The 18,084-nt window shown below is 72.4% G+C and carries 16 protein-coding genes; 8 read left to right on the top strand and 8 right to left on the bottom strand.

Annotated elements, in window-relative coordinates; all coding sequences use genetic code 11:
- Window positions 1–3 precede the first annotated feature (3 nt).
- From I5071_RS36915 to I5071_RS36900, 4 genes are all read right to left on the bottom strand, one after another.
- Complete coding sequence (locus I5071_RS36915) at window positions 4–477, bottom strand: hypothetical protein (RefSeq protein WP_236518058.1); 474 nt, start codon at window positions 475–477, stop codon at window positions 4–6.
- An 85-nt stretch (window positions 478–562) separates the two neighbouring features.
- The gene (locus I5071_RS36910) at window positions 563–1,075 is read right to left on the bottom strand and encodes a hypothetical protein (RefSeq protein WP_236518057.1); all 513 of its coding nucleotides are present in this window, start codon (window positions 1,073–1,075) and stop codon (window positions 563–565) included.
- Window positions 1,076–1,212: 137 nt separating this feature from the next.
- Window positions 1,213–2,994, bottom strand: a complete 1,782-nt coding sequence (locus I5071_RS36905) for a hypothetical protein (protein ID WP_236518056.1) — start codon at window positions 2,992–2,994, stop codon at window positions 1,213–1,215.
- Between the two features lie 239 nt (window positions 2,995–3,233).
- Window positions 3,234–4,322 (bottom strand): alpha/beta hydrolase, encoded by a 1,089-nt coding sequence (locus I5071_RS36900; RefSeq protein ID WP_236518055.1) that lies wholly within the window; start codon window positions 4,320–4,322, stop codon window positions 3,234–3,236.
- An 86-nt stretch (window positions 4,323–4,408) separates the two neighbouring features.
- Between I5071_RS36900 and I5071_RS36895 the strand changes: the two genes are divergently transcribed.
- From I5071_RS36895 to I5071_RS36880, 4 genes are read left to right on the top strand one after another with little or no spacing between them, the layout of a single operon-like run.
- Complete coding sequence (locus tag I5071_RS36895) at window positions 4,409–4,921, top strand: hypothetical protein (protein ID WP_236518054.1); 513 nt, start codon at window positions 4,409–4,411, stop codon at window positions 4,919–4,921.
- Between the two features lie 12 nt (window positions 4,922–4,933).
- Window positions 4,934–5,929 (top strand): hypothetical protein, encoded by a 996-nt coding sequence (locus I5071_RS36890; protein ID WP_236518053.1) that lies wholly within the window; start codon window positions 4,934–4,936, stop codon window positions 5,927–5,929.
- Complete coding sequence (locus I5071_RS36885) at window positions 5,926–6,288, top strand: hypothetical protein (protein ID WP_236518052.1); 363 nt, start codon at window positions 5,926–5,928, stop codon at window positions 6,286–6,288. The genes I5071_RS36890 and I5071_RS36885 overlap by 4 nt, the downstream gene beginning before the upstream one ends.
- A 3-nt stretch (window positions 6,289–6,291) precedes the next feature.
- Window positions 6,292–6,804 (top strand): DUF2085 domain-containing protein, encoded by a 513-nt coding sequence (locus I5071_RS36880; protein WP_236518051.1) that lies wholly within the window; start codon window positions 6,292–6,294, stop codon window positions 6,802–6,804.
- Here the strand turns inward: I5071_RS36880 and I5071_RS36875 are convergent.
- The 3 genes from I5071_RS36875 to I5071_RS36865 all read right to left on the bottom strand — a co-directional run bounded on the left by I5071_RS36875 (window position 6,698) and on the right by I5071_RS36865 (window position 9,898).
- Window positions 6,698–7,384, bottom strand: a complete 687-nt coding sequence (locus I5071_RS36875; protein WP_236518050.1) for a hypothetical protein — start codon at window positions 7,382–7,384, stop codon at window positions 6,698–6,700. The two genes, I5071_RS36880 and I5071_RS36875, sit on opposite strands and share 107 nt — an antisense overlap.
- A 233-nt stretch (window positions 7,385–7,617) precedes the next feature.
- The gene (locus I5071_RS36870; RefSeq protein ID WP_236518049.1) at window positions 7,618–8,706 is read right to left on the bottom strand and encodes a hypothetical protein; all 1,089 of its coding nucleotides are present in this window, start codon (window positions 8,704–8,706) and stop codon (window positions 7,618–7,620) included.
- Window positions 8,707–8,725: 19 nt separating this feature from the next.
- Entirely contained in the window at window positions 8,726–9,898 is a 1,173-nt protein-coding gene (locus tag I5071_RS36865) for an aminotransferase class V-fold PLP-dependent enzyme (RefSeq protein WP_236518048.1), read from the bottom strand.
- A 509-nt stretch (window positions 9,899–10,407) separates the two neighbouring features.
- Here I5071_RS36865 and I5071_RS36860 point away from each other — a divergent pair.
- The 4 genes from I5071_RS36860 to I5071_RS36845 all read left to right on the top strand — a co-directional run bounded on the left by I5071_RS36860 (window position 10,408) and on the right by I5071_RS36845 (window position 15,067).
- Window positions 10,408–11,316: an L-lactate dehydrogenase gene (locus tag I5071_RS36860; protein WP_236518047.1), complete on the top strand. Its 909-nt coding sequence runs from the start codon at window positions 10,408–10,410 to the stop codon at window positions 11,314–11,316.
- Window positions 11,313–11,645 (top strand): Smr/MutS family protein, encoded by a 333-nt coding sequence (locus I5071_RS36855; RefSeq protein WP_236518046.1) that lies wholly within the window; start codon window positions 11,313–11,315, stop codon window positions 11,643–11,645. The genes I5071_RS36860 and I5071_RS36855 overlap by 4 nt, the downstream gene beginning before the upstream one ends.
- A gap of 71 nt (window positions 11,646–11,716) precedes the next feature.
- Window positions 11,717–14,428 carry a tetratricopeptide repeat protein gene (locus tag I5071_RS36850; RefSeq protein ID WP_236518045.1) on the top strand — a complete coding sequence of 904 codons (2,712 nt, stop codon included), beginning with the start codon at window positions 11,717–11,719 and terminating at the stop codon, window positions 14,426–14,428.
- Between the two features lie 75 nt (window positions 14,429–14,503).
- Complete coding sequence (locus tag I5071_RS36845) at window positions 14,504–15,067, top strand: NADAR family protein (protein ID WP_236518044.1); 564 nt, start codon at window positions 14,504–14,506, stop codon at window positions 15,065–15,067.
- A gap of 231 nt (window positions 15,068–15,298) precedes the next feature.
- Here the strand turns inward: I5071_RS36845 and I5071_RS36840 are convergent, their stop codons facing one another.
- Window positions 15,299–17,953, bottom strand: coding sequence for a lactonase family protein (locus I5071_RS36840; RefSeq protein WP_236518043.1), 2,655 nt, complete (start codon window positions 17,951–17,953; stop codon window positions 15,299–15,301).
- Window positions 17,954–18,084 lie beyond the last annotated feature (131 nt).

Genomic DNA, 18,084 nt, shown 5'->3' with positions numbered 1-18,084 from the left:
GGATCACGCGGCGCGCACCAGGCGATGCGCGGGCACCAGATCGTCGTGCGCCGACGACGCGGCGCGGATCGCGATCTCGCACACCTCGACGCCGGGCTCGGCCTGCGAGCGCAGCACCACGAAGCGCGCCCCGTGCTCGGCCATCAGCGCGCGGTCGTACGCCATGAGGCGATGACACGCGGCGAGGTCGCCGCTGCCGCGCAGCGGGCAGCGCATGCGGATCTGGCCGTACGCGGTGGCGCGCTCGACGCGCGTGATCGGCACGAGGTGGGGGCTCGGCATGTACCGCTGCCACGCACGACCGAGCGCGGCCGCGTCCCCGGCGTCGGCGCGAGGCCGGCGGATGCGACGGGTGAGCGCAGCCAGCGCGCGCATGAACGAGGGCACCGCGGCGCTCACCACCGGCGTGCGCGCCGCGCCCGCCGAGAGACCGAGCAGGGCCCCGAACACGTTCTTCTCCCAGCGACGCGCCGACATGCCGCGATCCTGGGCGCGGACGAGCCATGCATCCCATCGATGGATCCGATGAATCCATCGATGCGGTGCATGGCTCGATCCGAGGTCACTGCTGCGGCGGCGCGTCCTCGGGCTTCGCGGGACGCGGCTGCTCGACGGTCGGCGCCTGCTCGCTCGGCAGCCGCTCCTCGAGCGCGCGCTGCTGCGCGCGCGCCTCGGCCTCGGCCGCCTCGCGCTCCGCCTCCGCGGCCTGGCGCTGCGCCTCGAGCTGAGCCCGCTGCGCCTCGGCCTGACGCTCGACCGCTTCCTGCTGCGCCTCGACGCCTTCCTCGATCGCGTCGACGCTCTGATCGCGACGCGCCTCGAGCGCCTGCTCGCGCTGCTCGATCTGCGACTCGCGCGCCTCGAGCTGCTGGCGCTCCTGCTCGATCGCGGCGCGCTGCTGCTCGATCTCCTGGCGCTCCGGGGCCAGCGATCGCTCGACCTGCTCGATGCGCTGCTCGCCCTGCGCTTCGATCTGCTGCGCCTGCTGCTCGGTCTGCTCGTCGGTGTGCGGGCGTTCACATCCGATCGCGCCGCCGAGCAGCGCGACGAGCCCGAGCGTGGTCCACGTCCTCACGATGATCACCTCCTGGTGCGCGGAGCCATCGCAATGGCCGTTCCCGCGCGAACCGCCGCGCATGCGCGGCGCGGCGAGGCGCTGCGTCTCGATCTCGCATCGCGAGAACGAATCGCGAGGCGCCTCGCCGCAGGAGCTCAGAGAGCGCCGGTGCGACGGAACGTGTAGCGAGGCCAGAGCTGCGCGCCGGGGACGCTCTCGCTCACGAACCCGATCGTCAGCAGGTCTCCGTCGATGCCCCACTCGATGTCGACGTCGCCGGAGCCCGGGCAGTCGAGCACGATCGTCGCCGGGGTCGCGCTCGCGTCGAACGGACCGGCGAACGCGATGTTGTTCGGACCCCCGAACGTCGGGCCTTCCGCGCTCTGCACGAACGCGTGCGAGTCGACGTCCATCACGAGCCGCCCTTCGCGCGTGACGACCTGACCGCGCCCGAGCACATACGTGCGCTCGACGTCGATCTGGCCGATCGGCGTGGTCACCGTCGACACGTAGTAGGTGATGCCCTCGAGCTCCCAGCGCGCGTCGGCGACCTCGCCCGCGACGAGCGCGGGCGGCGTCGCCGCCTCGACCCATCCGCCGCGCACCAGCGCGACATCCGTCGTGGTGCCCTCGGGCAAGCACGCGCTCGGCACGTAGCGCACGTCGCTCGGCATCTCGGCGTCGCCCTCGTCGCAGTAGCGCGTCGCGGGCGGCGGCGTGACGTACATGAAGTCGAAGCACATCTCGTCGCGGGTGTCGGGGCCCGAGCCGACGTCCTCGCTCGTCGTGTTGTCGAACGTGCAGCTCGTGAGCAGCGCGTCGCCGGGCATCAGCGTGACCGGCAGCGAATAGAAGAGCTGCGTCTCGAACTCCCACCCGTCGAGGTGGACGAACGGCTGCGGATTGCGCACGTCGGGACGCGCGATCACCTGATCGAACGTCGTGCCGATCTGGTGCATGTGCGGCATGCCCGCGAGCACGCGCGTCTCGCTCGCGAACGTGCAGCGGCTCGAGACGGTGCGCGACTCACGCGCCGGGATCTCGAAGTCGAGCGGGCCGATCGCGATCATCCCGTACTCGGGCCCGCTCGGCGCATCGAGGTAGAGGCGCACGCCCGAGCTGTCGCGCACGTCGGGGATGGCCGCGCCGTTGTTGTAGTGGATCTGCACGAGGAACCGATCGCCGGGCCGCGCGCGCAGACCGCCCTCGGGGAACTGGAACGCGCCGGTGCCCGGCGCCCACGCGTAGAGGTACTCGCTCCCCGCGGGCATGCCGCTGCCGTCGTAGCAGTCGAACTCGCCGAGCGGCGCGTTGTGCTCGCTGTCGCGCAGCAGCACGAGGTGATGCAGCACGCGCGTCTCGTCGTAGATCATCTCGAAGCGGCGGATGAAACGATCGCCTTCGAGCGCGGGCTCGAACGTGAAGCAGCGGTACTCGTCGCGAACCTCGGGCCCGACCGGATGCTCGTTCGCCGCGAGATCGATCGTGACGAGGCCCGGAGGCGGATCGTCGGGCGAGAGGAACACCGGCGCGCTCGCGCGGAGGCCCGTGCCCTGGGGCACGTCGGCCGAGCCGCAGCTCGCCCAGCGCGCGAGCGCGTCGGCGTCGGCATCGGGCAGGCGCGGCATGCCGACCGGCGGCATCGAGCCGTCCATCAAGCGCGCCACGACGCGATCGGCGAGGCGCGTCCCGTCGGGCCGCACCGCGAGCAACGCATCGACGTCGAGCAGCGACATCGGCGCGCCGTACTGCGGGGACGCGCCGTGGCACGAGCCGCAGTAGCGCTCGAGCCGTGGCAGCGCCTGCGAGGCGAACATCGCGCGATCGGGCTCGCACGTGCCGGCATCGGGATCCCCCGCGGGCGGGGGATCGCCCTCACACGCGGCGAGCGACAAGAGGAGCGGGGTCGACAGCAAGAGCAAGCGGGAGCGGTGCATCGAGGCCCTCCGAGGCGAGCGATGATGCCCGGAGTTCCCGCTCCCGCGGCGGTCGTTCAAACTTTCTTCACAACCTGGTCGCCCGCGATTGCGCACTCCATACGACCAGTCGCGCGCGAAGCGCGCGCTGCCGATCCCGCGAGCGTCCGGGCCGCGGCGAAGCGCGGGCCGGCCGCGAGCTCTCCCCAGCCTTTCCCAGCGAGACGGCAGACGCCGCGTGCGCCCTCGGCCGAAGCGTCTCACGCCCGAGGATCGAGCCAGCCTTCGCGGGCCAGCATCCGCGCCATCTCGCGGAAGCCCTCGTCGCGCCCGACCTGGATCAGGTGGCCGCCGTCGAACACGTGGAGGCGCGCGTCGAAGTGCTTCGCGAGCTTCTCGGCGTGCGACCGCGGCGTGATGCGATCTCCCGAGCCCGCGATCACCAGCGCGCGCGCGGGATCGACCTTCGACGGACGGGCGAGCGGGCTCACCGCGCAGTGCGCCTTCTCGAGCGCGTCGTACTGCTCGCGCTGCTGCGTCGCGGTGCCCACGAGCCGATCTCCATCGCGCGCGAAGTCCGCGATCGACGCGAGCGGGATCATCGGCACCACGAAGTCGATGGGCTCCACCGTCGCGAGCAGCGCGCTGGTGTAGCCGCCGAGGCTCATGCCCATCGCGCCCACGACCGGCGCGCCGCGATCGCGCAGCACCGACACCAGCGTGCGCAGATCGACGATCGCGTGGCGGAAGCTCTCGATGGTGATGCGCGGATCGCTGTGGGGCAGCAGCGGGCGACGACCACGCATCCCGCGCGGACCGTGGTGGGGCAGCACCGCGAGCACCACGTCGAGCCCGCGCTCGAACATCCAGCGCACCGGGAACGCGACCTCTTCGATCGCGAAGACGCCGCCGAGATAGCCGTGCAGCAGCACGATGGTCGGGCGCGGCCGATCGAGGTGCGCGTAGAGGCGCACGATCGCGGTGTGGTTCACGTCGGCGCGCGCCTCGAGGCGCCGCACCACCTCGGGCTCGGCGGAGAGCGGCGCGAGCGCGCTGCGCCAGCGCAGATCGACGATCGTGCCCTCCTGGCCGATGCGACCCGCGTGCTGCTCGCGCAGGTCGTGCGCGGCGACGCGAGGGAAGAACACGTCGGGATCCTCGACGTGCTGCGCGGTCCCGTAGAACGCGCCGATCTCGTCGAGCCTGCGCCGTCGCTCGATCGGGCCGAGCGACTCTGCGGCCGAACGCCGCTTGCTCTGCTCGCTGCGGCCGAAGATCACACGCGACGCTGCGCGATCGAACGTCGCCGTGATCGGTGTGACGATTCGCTTCTTGATGCTCGCGATCATCGATCGAGATCATAGCCCCCGAACGCGAAGCTGGCGCGTGCGCGGGCTCGCTCGCATCATCGCGCCCTCTCAGGGAGACGAACGCGATGACCATCGAGCCCACGACCCAGCCACCCGAGCACGACCCCTTTGCCCCGCCGCCGCCGCGGCCGAAGGAGGTCGTCCGCGCGAGCGCGACCGAGCTCCTTCCCGAGTGGAACGGCCGGCGCATCGCGGGCATCTGCCTCTTCTTCACCGCGATCACGTCGATGCTCGATCTCGGGCTCGCGATCCAGATGGGCGACTCTCCGTCGCCCCGCGCGGCGATGCCGATCGTGTTCGACCTGATCATCGGCGGCAGCCTGGTGCTGCAGCAGGATCGTTTCCTCGGCTGGGCGCTCGCGCGCGCGGCGCTCGGCGGCGTCGTGTGGTCGGTGATCCACGCCGCGCAGGGAAACTACTGCGCGATCCCGCTGCAGCTCATGGCCTCGGGCGCGCTGATCGGCCTGCTGGCAGGCGAGGCCCCGCGCGGTCGTATCATCGCGTCGCTCGTCGTGTTCGGGCTCTTCCTGCTCACGTACGGCGGGCTCGTGGTGCTCGCGCTGCTCTTCGGGGCGTGAGCGAGGGGGAACATGGCGGACTGGGGGACTCTGCAGCGCGTCGCGGACAGCGCGGCGGCCGACGCGTACCAAGCGCAGCTCGAGGCACGCTTTCCGGAGGTCGGGCCCGCGTACCAGCCGAGCGGGAAGATGGGCGCGACCGCGCTGCCGTGGCTCGCGCTCGGCGCCGGGCTCGGCGTGCCCGCGGGCGCGATCGCGACGTTGATCGCGGGCGCGATCTCGCTCGTGCTGTTCGCGCTGATGGGCGCGCTGATCGCACTGATCGCGGCGTGCGGATGGGTCGTGTGCATCACCGTCGCGATCGAGCTCGGCATCGCGGTGATCGGCGGCGCGATCACGTTCGCGGTCGCGGGGTTCGTGCCCGGCTTCGTGGTGGCGTGGATGGGCAAGCACGGCCGCAACCGGAGCCGGTGGGCCGCGCTGATCTTCGCGGTCCCGGCGGCGATCGCGGGGCTCGGGGCGGCGCTCGCGATCCCCTACGCGATCACCGCGATGGTGCCCGCGCCCTACGATCCCGACGAGCTCTCGTTCGCCGGGCTGCTGCACACGTGCTTCGGCACGAGCTGGGTGCACCTCGGGGTGATCGCGCTCGGGTTCGTGATCGCCATCCTCGTGTCCGCCATCACGGCGTACGGCGAGGTCGGCGCGCAGAAGTTCTGCGAGCGCTGCCAGCGCTACATGGACGTGGTCGCGCTGCCGGGCGCGAGCTTCGATCGCGCGGCGTGGATCTTCGAGCGGATGCGCGCGCGCGCGGCGCACGAGGTGCCGCAGGGCCTCTCGAACGTGACGAACGAGCTCGACGTGCAGCTCGAGCTCTTCCGATGCAGCGGCTGCAGCGCGGGGTTCCTCGAGGGGCTCGCGCATGCGCGCACCGAGTGGATCACGCCCAAGGGCGACAAGGACGATCGGCACCGCGAGTGGCTGTGCTTCTCGGCGGCGACGACGCCCGCCGAGACCGAGGTGCTCGCGGGCTCTCGAGTGGAAGAGCGTGAGGGGGGTGGCACATGAGGACGAGCTGGATGATCGGCGCCATGGTGCTGGCGATCGGGTGCGGCGCGTCGAGCACGCCGCAGGACGAGCCCGATGCGGGCGCGAGCTGCGGCACGTTGGGTCGGGCGTGCGCGTCGGACCCCGAGTGCGACGACGGGATGACGTGCGTGATCGTCGGTGAGCAGGGCTTCTGCGGCCGTCCGGACATGCTCGAGCGCCGCGAGTGCGTCGAGGACGCGGACTGCGATGCCGGCGAGCTGTGCGAGTGGGGCCGCGGCATCGTCTCCGACGGACGCTGCACGGCGCGCGCAGATCTGGTGTGCCTCTGCATGATCCCCGACGCCGCGAGCGGCCTCGCGCGCTGCACGGATCTCTGATCGATGCTGCGCGCGATCCCGCTCGTGCTGCTGGCGCTCGTGGTCGTCGCGCCGCTCGTCGGCGGCGCGCTCGACGCGCTGGTGCACGTCGCGTGCGGATCGCTCTGTCATCAGGACCCGGCGCGCTCGTTCGCGATCGCCGGCGCGCCGCTCGCGCTCTGTGCGCGCTGCACCGGCGTGCTCGGGGGGATCGCGATCGTCGCGCTCGCGTCGGGCTCGCGCGGGCTCGGCGATCGTCGCGGGTGGCCGGTGCTGATCGCGCTCGGCGTGATCGATCGCGTGGTGCGTCCGCTCGCGATCGATCACGCCCTAGAGCGGCTGGCGCTCGGCATCGTGCTCGGGATGGGGATCGCGCTCGCGCTCGCGTGGGCCGCGCCGCGTGTGCGACGGATCACCCGGGAGGCGTCGTTCATCCGGGAAGCAGTGCGCGGATTCGCTGGATCCCGGGGCGCACGAGGTGGCGGCGGATCGCGCTCGCGGCGGGACGAAGACCTTCGGGCAGCGGGCGGAACATGACCTCGAGGTGATCGTCGTCGGTCTCGAGGCCGTACGCGGTCACCACCGGCGTCACGAGCGGCAGGATGCGCTGGACCATCGGGTTGTCCGCGATCTTCGGGTCCTTCATCAGGTCGACGACGATGCGGTTCTCGCGCGCCTCCACCACGGTCGGCGGCAGCGGCATGTACTTCGCGAGGTTGCCCGGCTTGCTGAGGTCGAGCGCGCCGCTCTTGATGAGCGCGGCCACCGGCGACTGCACGTCGCCCTGGACCTCCATCCAGATCTCCTCGAGCCGCGTCTCGATGCGGAGCTGCGCGGGCGTGAGGACCATGCGATCGATGTAGACCACCGCGCTCGCGCGCACCGGCGTCTTCATCAGATCGACCGTCGCGGTGATGCGGATCCCGGGTGGCACCTCGGTGAGCACCGGGTCCTTCACCTTGCCGCTCTTGGCGACGCGCTCGAGCAACCACCGCAGCGCGTCGATCGGCACACCGACGCGCAGGCCGAGCAGGTTCCACACGACGCGGCTCAGCTCCTGCGGATTGCGGCGCAGGTACTGGCTAGCGGCTTCGAACGCTTGCTTCCCGAGAGACATCGCGCGGGAGCATACCTCAACTCGCAACGAGGAGCGGGAGGGCCAGATCGCCATTTCGGTCGCGATGCCGGACACCTAGGCGTCACGACCGAACGGCCGTTCAGGACGAGGAGAGCGGGAGTCGAAGCCGCTGAGGAGAGCAGGAGGTGCAGGAGGGAAGAAGGGAGACGATCACGCGTGCTGCTACCCTCTCCTGCTTTCCTGCTCTCCTTCGAGGATTCTCGCTCCTCTCCTCAGAGGCGCGGCGCGAGACGGAGCACGCGCTGACCCGCGATGTCCGTCACGAAGAGGCGCCCCTCCTGATCGAAGTCGATGCCGCCGAGGCCACCCGGCGGGACGACGTCGTGCAGGCCGATCCAGTCGACCAGCGTGCCGGTGAGCAGATCGAACGCCGCGATCACCGACGTCGCGTGGTCGCTGACGAAGAGATATCCGTCGTGCAGCGCGATGCCGCTCGGCTGCACGAGGTTCATCGTCGCGCCGTCGACGAACGTCGTGAGCGTCGCGTCGTTCATCACGAACATCTCGCAGCCGTCGTAGTTCGGGCCCATCTCGGCGCCGCGCGTGCCGCTCGCGATGTCGAGCGCGACGACGCGGCGATTGCCGGGATCCGCGACGTAGAGCAGGCCGGTCGCGTGATCGAGCTCGGCGTGCGCGGGCACGCCCTCGACGTAGCCGATCTGGCCCTCGACGTAGCGCGAGATGATCCCGTCGCTGTGGTCGTGCTGACCGGGGCCGTGATCCGCGACGAAGTCGTAGCGCGTGATCGAGCCGTGCTGGCCGTCGACGATCCAGTAGACGTTGCCCTGCTCCCACGCGATGCCGATGCCGTTCGGCGTGTTGTGGAGCATGTCCATGTGCGACGCGTGACCGCCGTCGAAGAGGCCGCGATCGGTCGGCCAGAGCGTCGGGCCCATGAAGTCCCAGGGCGTCTCGCGCTGGGTCGGCACGTCGATCTCGTGGATGGTCGCGAGGCGATCCGCGGTGCCGAACGCGAGCGCCGAGGGCGCAGGCAGGAAGTGCACGTTGCCGAGCGCCGCGTACTCCATCGAGCGCTGCGCCGGGGTGCCGGGCTCGTCGATGACGAGGATCGCGTTCGCGGTGCGCATCGTGACCCAGAGCTCGTTCGGCGCGTCGGGGCGGAACGCGAGATCGGTCGGCGAGTGCAGGACATCCGGTCCCACGATCGTGAGGATCTCGACGGCGGCCGAGGTGTGATCGCCCGCGCCGAGGACCGGCAGACCGGACGGACCCTCGTTTCCGCAGCCGAAAAGCGCGAGGACGAGCGAGAGCAGTGTCAGTCGAGTGACGGTGGAAATCATCGGGCGCGCCACTCAGCAATCAACGCGCCACTTCGATGCGCAGCGCATCGCAGAGTCGCTCGACATCGGCGCGCTCGACGTACACCTGGCACGCGATGCGGATCAGGCGCGAGGGCGGCGCGGGATAGGGAAACACCGGGATCTCGATGTGATGTCGGGTGAAGAGCGCGTCCTGCAGCGGATCGAAGTCGAAGGCGGACGCGGGCGGCGGCGCGCTCGACGCGGGCAGCGGGACCGCGGCGAGCGAGCCGATCATGTCGTCGGGCGCGGGTGCGGGGACGCCGAGCGTCTCGCACATGCGATCGCGCGCGAAGAGCGCGAGCGAGCGATTGCGCGCGCGCAGCGCGTCGATGCCGCCGGGCAGGAGCGAGGAGAGCACGTCGAGCGCGTCGGGCGCGCAGATCCACGGGCTCGGATCGTCGGTGCCGACCCAGTCGAACTCCTCCCAGAGCCGCGGTCGCGCGCGCTTGCTGCGCGCGCCGTGGCTGATGGTCGAGGGACGGAGATCGCTCTGGCGATCGCGGCGCACGTGGAGGATCGCGCAGCCCTTCGGCGCGCAGAGCCACTTGTGCAGGTTGCCCGTGTAGTAGGCGGCGCCGAGCCGATCGAGCTCGAGCGGGAGCATGCCGGGCGCGTGTGCTCCGTCGACCAGGGTGTCGATGCCGCGCTCGCGCAGCGACGAGACGATCGTGTCGATCGGGAACACGAGGCCGGTCGGGCTCGTGACGTGATCGATCAGCGCGAGGCGGGTGCGCGGCGTGGCTGCAGCGAGGATCGCATCGGTGACCTGGGATGCGTCGGTGATCGGGAACGGCACGTGCGCGACGACGACACGCGCGCCGCGCTTCTGCGCGAAGAAGTCGAGCGCGTTCTTGCACGCGCCGTAGGCGTGATCGGTCGTGAGCAGCTCGTCGCCGGGGTCGAGCGGGAGCGAGGCGAGCACGGCGCTGACGGCCTGGGTCGCGTTGCGCACGAACACGAGATCCTCGGGCTGCGCGCCGAGGAACGCGGCGATGCGCGCGCGCGCGGCGTCGATCAGATCGGGCGCTTCGCGCATGAAGAAGCGCACCGGCTCGGCCTCCATGCGAGCGCGGATCGCGCTCTGCGCATCGAGGACGACGCGCGGGCACGCGCCGAACGAGCCGTGGTTGAGGAACGTGATCGAGGGATCGAGCGCGAAGTGATGACGCATGCTGGCGCGGGGGAGAGGGCGGGGGCGGGGGCGGGGGAGAGGGCGAGGGCGGGGGAGAGGGCGGGTGCGAGGGCGAGGGCGGGGGAGAGGGGAGAGGGCGAGGGCGGGGGAGAGGGCGGGGGAGAGGGCGGGTGCGAGTGCGAGGGCGGGTGCGGGTGCGAGGGAGAGGGCGAGGGCGGCGGAGCGTGCGAGTGCGAGGGCGAGGGCCGCGGAGCGTGCGCGGGTGGGCGGAGCGTGCGCCGTGCACAGTGCGGTGGCGAGGGCGCGAGTGAGATCGCGATCGCAACGCGACCGCTGCCGACGGGACTCGCCGCACCGCGCCCTCGCACTCGCACTCGCACTCGCACTCGCACTCGCCCTCGCACCCGCGCCCGCACTCGCACCCGCACCCGCCCTCGCCCTCGCCCTCGCCCTCGCACCCGCCCTCGCCCTCGCACCCGCACCCGCCCTCGCCCTCGCCCTCGCCGCCCCGCGTGACACGCGGTCCTCGGGGCGCAGATGCTTCCCTCATGCGCGTCGGGATCATCGGCATGGGTTGGGTCGGGGCGAGCGTCGCGATCTCGACGCTCCACGCGGGGCTCGCGCGCGAGCTCTGGCTGAACGACGTGAGGCCCGGGCTCGCCGAGGGTGAGGCGATGGACCTCGCGCACGGTGCGTCGTTCTATGCGAGCGCCGACGTGCGCTGCGCCGACGTGGAGGCGATGCGCGACTGCGACGCGGTGGTGATCGCCGCGGGCAAGGGCGGGAGGCCCGAGCAGACGCGCCTCGATCTGCTGCGCGAGAACGCGACGATCGTGCGCGACATCGCGACCAAGCTCCGCGGCGGGCGCGCCACGATCGTCGTGGTGACCAACCCGGTCGACGTGCTCACGCACGTGGTGTGGCGCGCGTCGGGCCTGCCCGCGGCGCGGGTGATCGGCACCGGCACGATGCTCGACACCGCGCGGCTGCGTCAGGTGATCGGGCGCGAGCTCGCGATCGATCCGCGCTCGGTGCACGCGCAGGTGCTCGGGGAGCACGGAGACTCCGAGGTCGTCGCGTGGTCGAGCGCGAACGTCGGAGGCGTGCCGCTGCGCGCGATCCCGGGATGGGCGACCGAGCGCGAGGCCGCGATCGCGACCGAGGTGCGCACCGCGGCCTACGAGATCATCCGCCGCAAGGGCGCGACCAACCACGCGATCGGGCTCGTCACCGCGCACCTGCTCTCGTCGCTGCTGCGCGACGAGCGTCGCGTGCTGACCGCGAGCCGGGTCCACGACGGAAGCGCGGGGCTCGGCGGCGAGGTCGCGCTCTCGCTGCCGGTGGTGGTCGGCGCCGAAGGGGCGACGCGCGTTCTCCCGCCCGCGATGGACGCGACCGAGCGCGCCGGGCTCGCGCGCTCGGCCGAGGTGCTACGCACCGCGATCGCTTCGCTATGAGCGACGACGACGACGACTTCGCGGCGGTCAGTCCGCGAAGCAGCGAACAGAGCGACGCCGACGCGATCGTCGCGCTGCCGATCGACGGCGTGCTCGACCTGCACACGTTCGATCCGCGCGAGCTCGGCGACCTGCTGCCGACGTGGATCGACGAGTGCCGCGCCCACGGCCTCTTCGAGCTGCGCATCGTGCACGGCAAGGGAACGGGCTCGCTGCGGCGCAGCGTGCACGCGATCCTCGCGCGGCGCGACGACGTGCTCGAGGTGAGGCTCGCGCCACCGGAGCGCGGCGGCTGGGGCGCGACCCTGGTGACGCTACGGAAACCGTAGCGAACGTGACGACCGGGCGCGCCGCGTGGTACGCCGGGCCGTCGATGGCGAGCCGCCGTTCAGCGGGGGGTGTGGCACGCCCGCGACGGGCCGCAGGAGGCTCGGGCGGGCCGGAGCTCCGCGTCCCCGATCCCCCCGATCGTTTCGTCGGACGGCGCGCGGAGATCGACGCGCTCGCGGCGCGCGTCGAGGCCGGTGCGCGCGTGCTCACGCTGCTCGGGCCGCCGGGCACCGGCAAGACGCGCCTCTCGATCGCGCTGGCGCGCGAGAGCGCGACGCGCGGTCTGGTGGAGGGCGCGATCTTCGTCGACCTCTCGGCCGCGACCTCGCTCGACGACGTGGTGCGCGACGTCGCGAACGCGATCGATCTTCGGCTCGGCGGCAACGTCGACGCGCAGGCCGGCGCAGCGCGCATCGGCGAGGCGCTCGCGGCGCGCGGCCGCACCCTGCTGGTGCTCGACAACTTCGAGCAGATCACCGTTCACGCGATCGCGACCGTCGCGCCGTGGAGCGCGAAGGCGAGCGCGCTGACGGTCGTCGTGACCTCGCGCGAGGTGATGCGGGTGCGCGGCGAAGAGGTGGTGGAGATCCCACCGCTCTCGGTGCCCGCCGAGGGCGCGGCGGGCGCCGCGATCGCGGCCACCGACGCGGTGCTGCTCCTGCTCGCGCGCGCGCCGGGCTACGTGCCCCAGGGCGACGACGAGCTCGTCGCGATCGCCGAGATCGCACGGCGCCTCGAGGGCATCCCGCTCGCGCTCGAGCTCGCCGCGTCGCGCCTCGCGCTGATGGGCGCGATCGAGCTGCGCGATCGTCTGGCCGAGGGATCGCTCGAGACCGGTCGGCTCAGCGGGCTCGACGTGCTCGCACACGGCCGGCGCGACGCGCCGGCGCGCCAGGCGACGCTGCGCGGTGCGATCGACTGGTCGTGGGATCTGCTGAGCGACGAGGAGCGTCGCGCCCTCACCTGCCTCGCGCTCCATCGCGGCACGTTCTCGGTCGACGCCGCGGTCGCGACGATCGCGCGCGAGCCCAAGGAAGAGCGCGTCGCGCTCGAGATCCTGCAGTCGCTGCGCGAGAAGTCGCTGGTCGCGCGCGCCGGCCAGGGCCGGGTGCGGCTGCTCGAGAGCGTGCGCGAGTACGGCCTCGAGAAGCTCGAGGATCGCGAGGCCGGGCTGCGCATGGCGCGCTTCTTCGGGCGCGAGGGCACCAAGCGCCTCGGCGAGCTGAGGGGCCGACATGCGCGCGCCGCGCTGGCGTGGTTGGCCGCGGAGCGCGAGAGCATGCTCGCCGCACACGACTCGATCGCGACGCGCGACGACGCCGAGGCGGTCGCGCTGCGCGTGGATCTGCTGCTCGCGCTCGACGCGGTGATCGCGCGGCTCGGCCCCGGCGGTGCGCACCTCGGGCGGCTCGACGCGGTGATCGCGTCGCCCGCGCTCGCGTCCGATGCGACGCGCAGCACGCGCGTGCTGGTCGCACGGGCGCGCGTGCTGCGCGATCGCGGCGAGATGGACGCGTGCGTGCGCGATCTCGAGTCGGCGCGCGATCGACTGAGCGGCGGCGCAGTGCGCGTGGAGCTCGGCGAGGCGTGGCTCGCACAAGGACGCTTCGAGGACGCGACCTCGGAGCTCGAGCTCGCGCTCTCGGAAGCACGACGCGATCACGACCGACGCGCCGAGCAGCGCGCGCACGCCGCGCTCGGCCTGGTGCACCACGGGCGCGGCAAGCTCGACGTCGCGCAGGAGCACTACGCGCTCGCGCTCGATCTCGCGATCTCGCTCGGCGACGCCCACGCCGAGGCCCAGGCGCGGCGCGATCTCGGCAACCTGTGCTTGATGCGCGGCGAGCACGATCGCGCGCGCGCCCACTACGAAGAAGCGCTGGCGCGCTCACCGGGCGACGATCTCCGCCTCGAAGGCCTGGTGCGCGGCAACCTCGCGATCCTCGACCAGGAGCAGGGCCACCTCGACGAAGCCCACGCGCACCTCGAGCGCGCGCTCGCGTGCCTGCGCACGGTGGGCGATCGCCCGTTCGAGGCGCACCTGCTCGGCTACCTCGGCGCGGTGCACCACGAGCGCGGTCAGCTCGTCGCGGCGCGCGCCGCGTACTCGCGCGCGCTCGAGGTGCTCTCCGAGGTGCGCGACGTGCGGCTCGAGGGCGTGTTCCTCGCCGCGCGCGCCGCGGCGCTCGCATCGAGCGGACGCGCGGGCGCGGCGCAGAACGATCTCGAGCTCGCGGAGCGCCGGCTGCGCGAGGTCGGCGATCCCGCGCTGATCGCGACGCTCGATCTGCATCGCGCCCAGGTCGCGATCGCCGCGGCGGCCGAGCGCGGAGCGCGGGGCGAGAGCGAGGCCGCGATCGCCCGCGCGCGCGACGCGATCACCGCGGCCGAGGCGTTCTCCGCGCAGAGCGACGACGTGCGCTTCGCGATGCGGATGCTGCGTCGCGCCCTCCCCGCGGACGAGCTCGAGATCGCCGAGGGCGCGGCGTGGTTCCGAGTTCCGGGCCGCGAGGTGGTCGATCTCGGATCGCGCCCCACGATGGCGCGTGTGCTCGATGCGCTCGCGAGCGCGCGGCTGCGCGCGCCGGGCGAGCCGGTCGGGATCGACGAGCTCGTCGCGGCGGGATGGCCCGGCGAGAAGGTGATGCCGCTCGCCGCGCAGAACCGAGTGCGGGTCGCGGTGACGACGCTGCGCAACCTCGGACTGCGCGGGGTGGTCGTGTTCAAAGAGGGCGGGCACCTGCTCGACGCGTCGGTGCCGCTGCGCCGCGTCCCCGCGTAGCTGGCGCGCCCCGCACTTTGCTGCATAGTGCATCGAACCTTCGATGCATGGAGCATCGAAGCCGAGGTGATCACCATGCCGACGCGCGGACGGGACCCGGAGACGGGCGAGGAATTCGTCTTCTTCTACGGCCAGGAGTCACTCTTCTCGCAGTGGCACCCCGCGCCGTTCGTCCTCGCGGGCGCGTCGTTCGCCACCGCCGAGCACTGGATGATGGCGGCCAAGGCGCTGCTCTTCCGCGACGAGGAGGTGCTCGCCGCGATCCTCGTCGCGCCGCACCCGCGCGAGGCGAAGGCGCTCGGCCGCAAGGTGCGGGGCTTCGACGACGCGATCTGGAAGGCGCGCTCCGCGGACCTCGTCTACGCGGGCAACCACGCGAAGCTCGCGCCGCCGGAGCGCCGCGACGTGCTCCTCGCGACCGAGGGCGCGACGCTGGTCGAGGCGAGCCCGCGCGATCGCATCTGGGGCATCGGGCTCGGCGCGAGCAATCCCGATGCGAGCCGTCGCGCGCGATGGCGTGGCCAGAACCGCCTCGGCCAGGTGCTCACCGCGCTGCGCGACGACTGGCTCGCCGATCGCGCCGATGCGCGCGCCGCGCGCGCGCTCGAGGGGCTCGATCTCGCGATGCTCGCGCGCTGAGCAGGACGGAACGCCGCCGCACGCAGGACGAGCCATTTTCGATCTTCGCGCGCCGGGAACGGGGTGGGAGGAGGAGGCTGCCCCGTCGCGCGTCGATCGTGTCCGGCTCGTCCTGCGTGCTCGCGTCGGTGAACTAGGCTGTCGAAGAATCGGCTCGCCCGCCGGTCCCTAGCGTCCGCGCGCCGAGCGCGCTCCCGTACGGGACCTGCGGGACGAGCACTCCCGCAGGCATCAGAACGCGTCGGGGCAGAGCGTCGCGTCGTAGCCGAGCTGCGCTTCGCTCGGCACGTCGACCGGCGTGCTGGTCTCGTCGATCGAGAGCAGGAACGCCACCATCTGTCGGACCTCCTGATCGCGCGTGCCGCCGATCAGGAAGTTCACCGACATCGCGGTGTGGTGCGCGCGGAACGTCGTCGCGAACACCTCTTCGAGGGTGCGCGCGTTGCCCGCGTGGAAGTACGGCGCGCCGGTGACCATGCCGAGCAGCGAGGGCGGGTTGTAGCCGCTCGCACCCTGCGCGATCGTCGTCATGTCCTGGCGCACCTCGCTCGCGACGACACCTTCGGGCGCGACCGCGAGGCTGCCGCTGCCGGGGAACGTGCCGACGCTGCGCAGCACGCACTGGATCTGATCGTTCGCGCCCGCGGTCGGGCCGGCGGGGAAGCGCAGGCTCGCGGTGCGTCCCGCGCCCGCGGTCGCGGGGTTGAGCGTCGCGGGGAACGCCGCGTCCGCGGTGTACGTCGTCGAGCGGAGCAGGCCCGTGACCGGGTGGTTGTTGGCCTCGCTCGGCGTGTAGAACACGCGCGAGATCGTCCACATCGACGTGCCGTGACAGCCCGCGCAGTTGTTCGCCTCGAAGAGCGCGCGGCCCGCGGCGACGTCGGCGGCGTTCAGCGAGGTGGGCGCGTGCGGCGCGCGGATGGTGCGCACGTAGGCGTCGATGCGATCCCAGTCGGGCAGCACCGAGCGCTGCGCGCCCGCTGCGCCCGGCATCATCGCCTGCGTCGATCCGTTGAGGCCCGCCTGCGGCGTCGTCGTGGCGACCTGGCCGTCGGGCACCGGGGTGGTGCCGTCGAAGAGGAAACGATCCGCGGCCACCGGAGGCGCCGTCGTCGCGTGCACGATCGCGCCCACGCCGCCCGAGTTGCCGCGCGTGTTGAGCTCGAAGTCGTGCGTCTCGTCGAAGATGCCGGTCCAGTTGAAGACGCGGCGCTCGGTGGGATCGGCGGAGTCGTAGCTGCCGTCGAGCGAGGTGCTCTGGCGCGGGCCGCGCGCGAAGTACCACGTGACGTTGTCGGTGAGGCCGTCACCGTGGCAGCTCTCGCACGAGTTCCACGACTGCCCGTTGAGCGACCAGCGACCGAGGCCGGTCACGAAGAGACGACGTCCCTCGAGCACGTGCGCCGCGTCCGAGCCCTCCGAGGGCATCGCGGTGACCGGCACCGCGCTCACGACCGACTGCGTCTGGAACGCGAGGATCGACACGTTGCGCGTCGCCTCGTTGAGCACGAGCGCCTGCACCGTCGCGCCGCGCGAGATCGCGATGCCGAGCGGCAAGCGGCCCGCGGGCGCGAGGTTGATGAACGAGTTCGCCGCGGAGCCGACCTCGGTCACGCGCCCGTCGTCGCCGTAGACGAAGCGGAACACCGCGTCCGAGCCGTACGCCGTGACGTAGCCGACGCGGCCGGCGCGGATGAACGCGAGGTCGGTCGCGATCAGCGGGATGCGGCGCGACGCGTCGTCGGGCGTGCCCGCGGCGTCGTAGCGATCGGTGAACGCGCGCGTGAGCAGGAGGCGGCTCTCGGGCAGCTCGGTCCCCGTCGCGACGTCGATCGCGAAGATCGCGGTGTGCACCTCGGTCTTGAAGTTCGGCACCGCACCGCCGGTCGGGCCGCGCGGCGACGCGCAGAGCGCGCCGACGTGGAGGCGTCCCGAGTCGAGCGCGAGGGTCTGCAGCTGGTTCGGGAAACACCCGGTGTCGTTGCCCGCGCTGTCGACGAACCCGGTGTCGTCGACCGGCGAGAGCGAGATCGTGGTCACCGTGCTCGGCGCGCCGAGCGCGACGCGGTACACGATGCCCTGCTTCGCGACGTCGAATCGCGACTCGTCGGTGGGCAGCGTCGCGCCCACACGATCCTGCGCGAAGTACTCGGTGACGAAGAGCTGCTCGTCGTCGTCGTCGGTGTCTCCGTCGTTCGTGATCACCAGCGCGCGCGGATGCGCGAGCGCGGGTCGCGCGACCGCCGTCGGACCGAGCACGCCGGTCGCGACCAGCGCCGCGTTCAGATCGATCGACGAGGTGCGCGACATCGTCGCGGCGTCGATCACGCTGACGCGACCCTCGGCCCACTCCGCGACGTAGAGCGCGCGACCGGTCGGCGAGATCGCGATGCCGGTGGGCTCGCTGCCGGTGGTCGCGCGCGACGGGGCGAGCGCGGGCGTGCCGCGGAGATCGTCGATGCGCACGACCTGCTGCGCCTCGCGCAGGATCACATACGCGGTGTCGTCGTCGTTGCCGATCACGACCGACCACGGCTCGGACGCGCCGACGTCGAAGTCCGCGACCACCTCGAGCAGCGGCGTCGGTCCCGGCGTGAAGCGCAGCACCGTGATCGTGCCCGCCTGACGGTTCGCGGCGACCGCGTACGCGTCGTCGCTCGTCAGCGCGATCGCCGAGCCGTTGGTCGGCAGCACGCGCGCGGTCAGCGGCAGCGAGCCGCCGTCCGGATCGTCGATCGGTCCGCCGTCCTGCCCCGGCCCGGCGTCCTCGCCCGGCACGATCGGGCCGGCATCGTCGCCACCTCCCGCTCCGCCGTCGTCGCCGCACGCCGTCACCAGCGCGGCGCCCATCAAGCCGAGGAGAATCCCCCACGTCCTCCAGCGCATCGTCGTCCCTCCAAGCCACCTCGCGGTCCACACGAGGTTGTGTTGAAGGGGTGCGCCATCCCCCTGCATCGCTCGAATTAAGGCGGATTAAACGGGGATCGCAGAAACGCGGGACGTGCGACGCTCGTCCC

Origin of the sequence: Sandaracinus amylolyticus (assembly GCF_021631985.1) — a bacterium.
Taxonomy (GTDB): Bacteria; Myxococcota_A; Polyangia; order Polyangiales; family Sandaracinaceae; genus Sandaracinus; species Sandaracinus amylolyticus_A.
Note: the sequence above shows the minus strand (reverse complement) of the source record. Positions and strands in the feature narration are given on the sequence as shown.